Here is a 6,188-nt window from a genome sequence, read left to right on the forward strand (position 1 = left end):
CATGAGCACAACCACTGATAGGCCACCGACTGGTGAGGGTGCGGCAACCAACAGCCGCACCCCCACCGACTCAACCACAGGCTCGGGGAGTAGCCGGTCAGGCTGGAGAGACACCGTCTCCGCGCTTCCCTGGATAGGTCCAGCACTCGTCCTCATCTTCGGCGTAGTGCTCTTTCCCGCCATCGTAATGTTCTACAACTCGACGCGAGACATCTCGATCTCTGGCCTCGACAAGGGTTCGGTCGGCTTCGACAACTACGTTGAAGTCTTCACCTTCACCTACTTTTGGCCCATCTTCTTCCGCACGATCGTCTGGGTCGTGTCTGTCGTGGCAGCGAGCGTGCTCATCTCGCTCGGACTCGCACAACTACTCAACAAGGCTTTCCCTGGTCGGCGAATCGTTCGACTCGCAGTCATCATTCCGTGGGCAGCATCCGTCGTCATGACCACGATGGTTGTCTACTACGGGCTCGAACCATACTTTGGCATCGTCAACAAATTCTTAGTCGATGTCGGGCTGGTCACCAGCGCGGAAGGGTTTGGCTGGACAAGAAACCCAGAGACCGCTTTTGCGTGGTCGATTGCCATTGCCATCTTCGTCTCGCTCCCCTTTACTACCTACACAATCCTGGCGGGCTTGCAGACCGTTCCTCGTGACGTTCTCGAGGCCGCCAAGATGGATGGTGCGGGGCCGGCGCGCACCTACTTTGGAGTCGTACTTCCGCAACTTCGCGGCGCGCTCGCGGTAGCAGTGCTCATCAACATCATCAATGTTTTCAACTCATTGCCGATTCTGAAGGTGATGACCGGGTCAATTCCTGGCTACGACGCCGACACGATCATGACAATGATCTTTAAATACATCCAAAATCAGCACAAAGTTGATGTCGCGAGCGCACTCTCGGTCGTCGCGTTCCTGATCGTGATCATGATCGTCGCGATCTACATCAGAGTCGTCAAGCCAATGAAGGAAATCTAAGGATGTCTGCAACGTCAACGACGCCACGTCTTCGCAAACGTCGCTACACCGAAGATCAGGTCCCGCTCAGCCGGGTCATACTGCGGATGTCTGCGGGACTAGCCGTGCTCCTCGTGTTCATCCTGCCTTATTCGATAATGTTCTTTGGTTCGGTGAAAACCAAGTCGCAGATCAGGTCGGTAGAACCCACTTACTTCCCCACCGAATGGCATTGGGAAAACTACATCACGATGTGGTCCACCCCCGAAACGCCGGTGGGTCAGAACCTCATTTCGACCATCATCATCTCCGTCTTTGCGACGCTGATCGTGTTGTTAGTTGCGATGCCGGCCGCCTACTACACCGCACGAACGATTTTTCCGGGTCGCATGGTTTTCCTGTTTCTCGTCATCGTGACGCAGATGCTTCAGCCCGCTGTGCTCACGTCTGGTCTATTCCGGCAGTTTGTCGGGCTGGGTTTGATCGACACTTGGCTCGCCATGATCTTGATCAACGCTGCCTTCAACCTCTCCTTCGCGACCTGGATTATGCACGCCTTCTTCGCGGGAATACCGAAGGAAGTCGACGAGGCAGCTCAACTCGACGGAGCTGGACGATTGACCGTTCTGTTCACGATTAACCTGCCCCTGGTCTGGCCGGGCATCGTCACGGCCATTGTGTTCACCTTCGTCGCCTGCTGGAACGAGTTCGCAGCATCACTGGTAATTCTCTCGACAGCCGGCAACCAACCGCTCTCTGTCGCACTGACCAAGTTCGTTGGGCAGTACGAAACTTCGTGGCAGTACGTCTTCGGCGTCTCCATCGTCGCAATCGTTCCGGTAGTGATTCTCTTCATGCTCATCGAGAAGCGCCTCATTGGCGGACTGACAGCGGGCAGCGTCAAGTAACCGGTTCGGGGTTAGCCCGAGAAGCTGACGTGCTGAGTGATCCAGTTGTGCATCGCTACGGCGGCCGCGGCTGAAGCGTTGATGGAACGGGTCGAACCGAACTGGCTGATCTCCACAACATCCGTCGCCGCGTCGATCGCTTCGGGCGACAGCCCAGGGCCCTCCTGTCCAAACAGCAGCACGCAACGATTGGGCAGGTCGAAGGTCTCGATGATGACGCTGCCGGGCACATTATCGATCGCGATGATCGGCAGGTCGTTGGCTGCGGTCCACTCCACGAAGGCTGCGACATCCGGATGATGGAGCACGTGCTGGTAGCGGTCAGTGACCATGGCGCCGCGTTTATTCCAACGCCGACGCCCGATGATGTGCACCGTGTCGGCACCGAACGCGTTGGCGCTGCGCACGATGGAGCCGATGTTCATGTCGTGCTGCCAGTTCTCGATAGCAACATGGAACGGATGCCGCGTCACGTCAAGATCGGCAACGATTGCTTCCATCGTCCAGTAGCGGTACCGGTCGATCACATTGCGGCTATCGCCACGTTCGAGCAGCGCAGGGTCAAAGTGGGGATCGGTGGGCAATTCGCCCTGCCACGGCCCCACCCCGTTGGTCGACAGCTCGACGCTGGGGTTCGGTTCAGTCACCGTTCCACGATAGTCGTCGCGGCTCCGGCTTTCGTACCGCTCGACGCGCATCATGCAGCACTCAGCTCGCCGCGGACGCAAACGACTGTTAATCTCAGATAATGCAACCGCCTTGGCAGCCCACTGGCCCCGATCTTGTAGTGCACGGCGACAATCTCGCCGCGATCGCTGCCCTGCCCGATGAGAGCTTTCGGTTGATCTACATTGATCCGCCATTCAACACAGGCCGCACCCAATCGCGGCAAGCCATAGCGACCAAGCGATCGACAGATGGTGCCAGGGTCGGGTTCGGGGGCAACACCTACGAGACAGTCAAAGGCGCCCTCTACTCCTATGACGACAGGTTCGCCGACTATTGGGAGTTTCTCGAACCACGACTTCAGGAAGCGTGGCGCCTGCTCGACGACCGCGGCACCCTGTACCTGCACCTCGACTTTCGAGAGGTGCACTACGCCAAGGTCGCCCTCGATGCACTATTTGGCCGAGAAAGCTTTCTCAACGAAATCATTTGGGCCTATGACTACGGTGCCCGCGCGACCAGGAAATGGCCCTCGAAGCACGACACGATCCTCGTCTACGTCAAGAACCCCAAGGACTACTACTTCAACAATGAGCAAGTAGACCGTGAGCCCTACATGGCTCCGGGGCTTGTCACACCAGAGAAGGCGGCGCGCGGCAAGCTGCCTACTGATGTCTGGTGGCACACCATCGTCTCGCCGACCGGCAAAGAGAAAACCGGCTATGCCACCCAGAAACCGGAAGGCATCCTGCGTCGAATTATTCAGGCATCCAGCCAACCTGGCGATTGGGTACTCGACTTCTTTGCCGGCAGCGGCACAACCGGCGCCGTCGCTCAAGCGCTAAAACGGCGCGTGGTGCTGGTCGAGCAGAATCCCGCCGCGATCGAAATTATTACCCGTCGTCTCTCAAGCGAGACCGTGTTCGCTAATATGAGCGCATGATCAATCGCGGCGAAATCGAATGCTGGCTCACCGATATGGATGGCGTTCTCGTTCATGAGAACCACCCGGTGCCCGGCGCAGCAGAACTCCTGCAGCAGTGGCGAGACGAAGATAAGCCCTACTTAGTGCTCACCAACAACTCGATTTTCACGCCCCGCGACCTGAGCGCACGACTCAAGTCCTCAGGACTCGACGTTCCGGAATCCGCCATCTGGACCTCCGCATTGGCAACAGCAGACTTCTTGAAGGAACAGATCCCGGGCGGTAGCGCCTTCGTAATCGGCGAGGCCGGCATCACAACCGCGCTGCACGAAGCCGGCTTCATCATGACGGAGACCGACCCCGACTACGTTGTGATCGGTGAGACCCGCAACTACTCTTTCGAGTCAATCACTAAAGCGATTCGCCTGATCGGCAATGGCAGCCGGTTTATTGCAACTAACCCGGATGCCACCGGCCCCAGCGCAGACGGCCCTCTGCCCGCAACTGGTGCGGTAGCAGCTCTCATCACGAAAGCCACCGGCCGGGAACCGTACATCGTCGGCAAGCCAAACCCGATGATGTTCCGCTCAGCACTCAACAAGATCGGCGCGCACAGCGAGACAACGGGAATGATCGGCGACCGTATGGACACCGACATTGTCGCCGGTATCGAGGCCGGGCTCCACACAGTGCTCGTGCTGACCGGAATTAGCGATCAGAAAGAGATTGACCGCTACCCGTTTCGCCCGCATGAGGTACTCGACAGCGTGGCAGACCTGCTCAACAAGTAGAGCCGTCACTCCGGTTGCGCGACTGACTCGGTGAGCGCTTCGTCGCCGCTTCGGGTCGCGAAGCAGTAATAGTCGCGCTGACCGGCATCCCAGTCGCTAGCGTTTGGCGCGAAACTCGCCACCAGCTCAAGGTCGGTGAAAGACTTTGCGGCAGCAAAATTGATGACCGCGTCGGTCGAGCACGACGAGCTCGTTCGCGCCACGAGATCGTCGACCTCGGGGTACGGGGCGGAGACGGCATCATCAAAGCGGCCTACCGTCAAGAGTTGGGCCGCGTGCGGCTGCGCACACTCGATAACCGTGTACTCGTCTTGCCACGCTGTGTCGAACGGCTCGAGGCATTCGCCGCCAAGAAGTTCATTCCACGCGTACGTTCCGACCGGAAGCGGCCCCACTGTCGGCGCGACGCTCGCAGTGTCGGTCGGTGTTGGCGTGGCGACCGCGGCTGGCGCAATCGAGTCGCCAATCCGAGTCCCAGCCAAGAACAGCGTGGCTAGGGCAAGCGCGGCAACAAGCCCGGCGGCAATCGAGATCGCAAATAGCTGCCCGCGCGGGATCGGCGGCCGAGGTGCTTGAGGTGCACGCGGCCGGCTGATCATTGCGGGAACCAGAGCACCCCGCGGCAGCTCTTCGTACTCAACAAATTGTTCGTCGCCGAAAAGCGCGCCTACCGCATCATGCTCGACGGACTCGTCCTCTGGCCCTGCAGCCGAAACCGGATGCGCACCAATAACCTCTGTTGCGCCCTCCAGCGCGGAATCCACCGCTGCGGGCATCCGGAGCTGGCGTCGCGTCGGCAGATCCATTGCGGCGGTCGGAAGGTCGGCAGAGTTGATCGCCGCCGTTGGAAGATCGGCGGAGTTAATTGCTTCGGTCGGCAGATCGGCCGCATTCAGTGCCTCGGTGGGCGGCGGCTCGGTTAGCCCGGGAGGCTCAGAGTCGGGAAGCACGAGCTCGGGCAGTTCAGGCGGCTCAGGCTCGGTCGGAGTCAGCCCCCAATTGAACGGTGGCTCGTGAGGCTGCTGCTCGTCGTCAGCACCCGAGGAGTTATCGCCAGGAGTCACGAACTCAACCCCAGATCACCAAGCCCGATCGCAGAAAAGTATGGGTACCCGGCCGCCTCGATGCGCTCTTTCGCTCCTGTGTCGCGGTCGACGACCACCGCAACGCCGGCGATGATCGCGCCGACCTTCTCCAAGGCTTCGATCGCAGCAAGCGGCGATCCACCCGTAGTCGATGTGTCTTCGAGCACAATCACTCGCTTGCCTTCGAGCTCAGGGCCCTCGACCTGACGACCGCGGCCGTGATCCTTGGGCTCCTTGCGCACAACGAAAGCGTCATAGCTTGCGCCGCGTGCGGCACCCTGGTGCAGGATCGCGGCGGCAACAGGATCAGCACCCATCGTCATCCCACCGACCGCGGCAATGTCGGGAATGTCGGCGATGAGATCAAGCATCACCTGGCCGATCAGCGGGGCGACGCGGTGATCGAGACTCACCCGGCGCAAATCGACGTAGTAGCTCGCCTGCTTGCCACTGGTCAGCGTGAAGTCGCCGTGGAATACGGCATCGGCGGAAATGTAGTCAATGAGCTGCTGCTTGGCGTCGGTCACTCCTACAGAATACCCATGTGCTGCGCAGTGCTAGAGGACAGTTTCGCTCAGGATGACCATGATGCCAATAATCGTCACGCCTGCGAGGGCCAACAGGGACACAATCACCGCAGTGCGCTGGTCGAGGCGATCTGCTGCATCCGCCGCTTCGTCAAGGAGGGTGGATGGATGATGCATGCTCTGACTTTAGGCCGCGCTTCGGGCTTATAGGCCAAAACGTGTGGATGGCTTTGGGCGTGTCATGCCCGGCCGGTCCATCCTGATCTGGCCCAGAGGCCTTCTTCGGCTGTTGTGTTGGTGTCGTAGTAGCTCGGCTCGGCTTCTTCCT

8 protein-coding genes are annotated in these 6,188 nt (G+C 59.6%); 4 read left to right on the plus strand and 4 right to left on the minus strand.

Translation table 11 applies throughout. The features are described 5' to 3' along the window. Position 1 precedes the first annotated feature (1 nt). On the plus strand, positions 2-979 hold the full coding sequence (locus tag ACTJJW_RS02520; protein WP_462642458.1) for a carbohydrate ABC transporter permease: 978 nt from the start codon (positions 2-4) through the stop codon (positions 977-979). Between the two features lie 2 nt (positions 980-981). Next, positions 982-1,866, plus strand: a complete 885-nt coding sequence (locus ACTJJW_RS02525) for a carbohydrate ABC transporter permease (protein ID WP_462642459.1) — start codon at positions 982-984, stop codon at positions 1,864-1,866. An 11-nt stretch (positions 1,867-1,877) separates the two neighbouring features. Here ACTJJW_RS02525 and ACTJJW_RS02530 read toward each other — a convergent pair whose 3' ends face one another. Next, positions 1,878-2,564, minus strand: coding sequence for a TrmH family RNA methyltransferase (locus ACTJJW_RS02530; RefSeq protein WP_462642483.1), 687 nt, complete (start codon positions 2,562-2,564; stop codon positions 1,878-1,880). A 50-nt stretch (positions 2,565-2,614) separates the two neighbouring features. Between ACTJJW_RS02530 and ACTJJW_RS02535 the strand changes: the two genes are divergently transcribed. After that, on the plus strand, positions 2,615-3,475 hold the full coding sequence (locus ACTJJW_RS02535; protein WP_462642461.1) for a DNA-methyltransferase: 861 nt from the start codon (positions 2,615-2,617) through the stop codon (positions 3,473-3,475). After that, positions 3,472-4,248: an HAD-IIA family hydrolase gene (locus tag ACTJJW_RS02540; protein ID WP_462642462.1), complete on the plus strand. Its 777-nt coding sequence runs from the start codon at positions 3,472-3,474 to the stop codon at positions 4,246-4,248. The genes ACTJJW_RS02535 and ACTJJW_RS02540 overlap by 4 nt, the downstream gene beginning before the upstream one ends. Before the next feature lie 5 nt (positions 4,249-4,253). Here ACTJJW_RS02540 and ACTJJW_RS02545 read toward each other — a convergent pair whose 3' ends face one another. Genes ACTJJW_RS02545 through ACTJJW_RS02555 form a run of 3 tightly spaced genes read right to left on the minus strand, consistent with a single transcriptional unit; the run spans position 4,254 to position 6,037 of the window. Next, positions 4,254-5,312 (minus strand): septum formation family protein, encoded by a 1,059-nt coding sequence (locus ACTJJW_RS02545; RefSeq protein WP_462642463.1) that lies wholly within the window; start codon positions 5,310-5,312, stop codon positions 4,254-4,256. Next, positions 5,309-5,860 carry an orotate phosphoribosyltransferase gene (gene pyrE / locus ACTJJW_RS02550; protein WP_462642465.1) on the minus strand — a complete coding sequence of 184 codons (552 nt, stop codon included), beginning with the start codon at positions 5,858-5,860 and terminating at the stop codon, positions 5,309-5,311. Before pyrE ends, ACTJJW_RS02545 begins: the two co-directional genes overlap by 4 nt. 30 nt (positions 5,861-5,890) lie before the next feature. Further along, positions 5,891-6,037, minus strand: coding sequence for a hypothetical protein (locus ACTJJW_RS02555; RefSeq protein ID WP_462642466.1), 147 nt, complete (start codon positions 6,035-6,037; stop codon positions 5,891-5,893). Positions 6,038-6,188 lie beyond the last annotated feature (151 nt).

This window comes from Rhodoglobus galactosidasius, assembly GCF_054957775.1.

Coding starts and splice junctions, on each gene's coding strand:
- ACTJJW_RS02525 (WP_462642459.1), top strand. CDS start 982: ATGTCTGCAACGTCAACGACGCCACGTCTTCGCAAACGTCGCTACACC.
- ACTJJW_RS02535 (WP_462642461.1), top strand. CDS start 2,615: ATGCAACCGCCTTGGCAGCCCACTGGCCCCGATCTTGTAGTGCACGGC.
- ACTJJW_RS02530 (WP_462642483.1), bottom strand. CDS start 2,564: ATGCGCGTCGAGCGGTACGAAAGCCGGAGCCGCGACGACTATCGTGGA.
- ACTJJW_RS02555 (WP_462642466.1), bottom strand. CDS start 6,037: ATGCATCATCCATCCACCCTCCTTGACGAAGCGGCGGATGCAGCAGAT.
- ACTJJW_RS02540 (WP_462642462.1), top strand. CDS start 3,472: ATGATCAATCGCGGCGAAATCGAATGCTGGCTCACCGATATGGATGGC.
- ACTJJW_RS02520 (WP_462642458.1), top strand. CDS start 2: ATGAGCACAACCACTGATAGGCCACCGACTGGTGAGGGTGCGGCAACC.